This is a genomic window from Pseudomonas amygdali, assembly GCF_002699855.1.
Classification (GTDB): Bacteria; Pseudomonadota; Gammaproteobacteria; order Pseudomonadales; family Pseudomonadaceae; genus Aquipseudomonas; species Aquipseudomonas amygdali.
Genome location: NZ_LKBW01000183.1, coordinates 1 through 1,528, shown reverse-complemented (window position 1 = coordinate 1,528; position 1,528 = coordinate 1). Strand labels below are relative to the sequence as shown.

Sequence of the window (1,528 nt, the reverse complement as noted above, 5' to 3'; positions counted from 1 at the left end):
CCGAGCTGGTAAAACAAGGGCCTGCCTGACGGCAGGCCCTAACCAGCCCGAACACAAAAAAACTGATACTCCCGGCTCATATGCTAGCATACGCCCCCCGTGAGTCGTGCCCAGAGCCGAACCGGGCACCCCCTGCCAATTTTCTTCGGGACACAGGTTTACGCAGATGAGCAAGACTTCCCTCGACAAGAGCAAGATCAAGTTCCTTCTTCTCGAAGGCGTCCATCAGTCCGCTGTCGACGTCCTCAAGGCAGCCGGCTACACCAGCATCGAGTACCACACCAAGTCTCTGCCGGAAGCCGAACTGAAAGAAAAGATCGCCGACGCACACTTCATCGGTATCCGCTCCCGCACTCAGTTGACCGAAGAGCTGTTCGATTGCGCCAAGAAACTGGTTGCCGTCGGCTGCTTCTGCATCGGCACCAACCAGGTTGACCTCAATGCAGCGCGTGAGCGCGGTATTGCAGTGTTCAATGCGCCCTACTCCAACACCCGCTCGGTAGCAGAACTGGTGCTGGCCGAGGCGATCCTGCTGCTGCGCGGTATCCCTGAGAAGAATGCTTCCTGCCACCGTGGCGGCTGGATCAAAAGCGCGGCCAACTCTTTCGAAATCCGTGGCAAGAAGCTCGGCATCATTGGCTATGGCTCGATTGGTACGCAGTTGTCGGTGCTGGCCGAAGGCCTGGGCATGCAGGTGTACTTCTACGACACGCTGACCAAGCTGCCACTGGGCAACGCGACTCAGGTGTCCAGCTTGAACGAGCTGCTGGGCATGTCCGATATCGTTACCCTGCACGTGCCGGAAACCTCGGAAACCCAGTGGATGATCGGCGAAAAAGAAATTCGCGCGATGAAAAAGGGCAGCATCCTGATCAACGCCGCTCGCGGCACAGTCGTTGAGCTGGACGCCCTGGCCGACGCGATCAAGGACAAGCACCTGATCGGCGCTGCAATCGACGTGTTCCCGGTCGAGCCACGCTCGAACGACGACATCTTCGAAAGCCCGCTGCGTGGCCTGGACAACGTGATCCTGACCCCGCACATCGGCGGTTCCACTGCCGAAGCGCAGGCCAACATCGGTCTGGAAGTCGCAGAAAAGCTGGTCAAGTACAGCGACAACGGTACGTCGGTATCGTCGGTCAACTTCCCGGAAGTGGCCTTGCCTGCTCACCCCGGCAAGCATCGCCTGCTGCACATCCACGAGAACATCCCGGGCGTGCTCAGCGAGATCAACAAGGTCTTCGCCGAGAACGGCATCAACATCTCCGGTCAGTTCCTGCAGACCAACGAGAAAGTCGGTTACGTGGTCATCGACGTCGACGCCGAGTACTCCGACCTTGCCCAGGCCAAGCTGCAACAGATCAAAGGCACCATCCGCAGCCGCGTTTTGTTCTGACCCGAGCGCCGTGCCCACCCCGTGTGGGCACGATCAGTGTTCTTCCGGGCACCTATCGTTCCTCACGCTCTGGTATGCCCCCCGAAGGTTGGACAATTATCCACTTACGCTGCCTTGGCGGCCTGCATCCTG

1 protein-coding gene is annotated in these 1,528 nt (G+C 59.2%); it reads left to right on the top strand.

Annotated elements, in window-relative coordinates:
• The first annotated feature begins 166 nt into the window (after positions 1 to 166).
• The gene (gene serA, locus AO277_RS13465) at positions 167 to 1,396 is read left to right on the top strand and encodes a phosphoglycerate dehydrogenase (RefSeq protein WP_002555754.1); all 1,230 of its coding nucleotides are present in this window, start codon (positions 167 to 169) and stop codon (positions 1,394 to 1,396) included.
• The last annotated feature ends 132 nt before the right edge of the window (positions 1,397 to 1,528 follow it).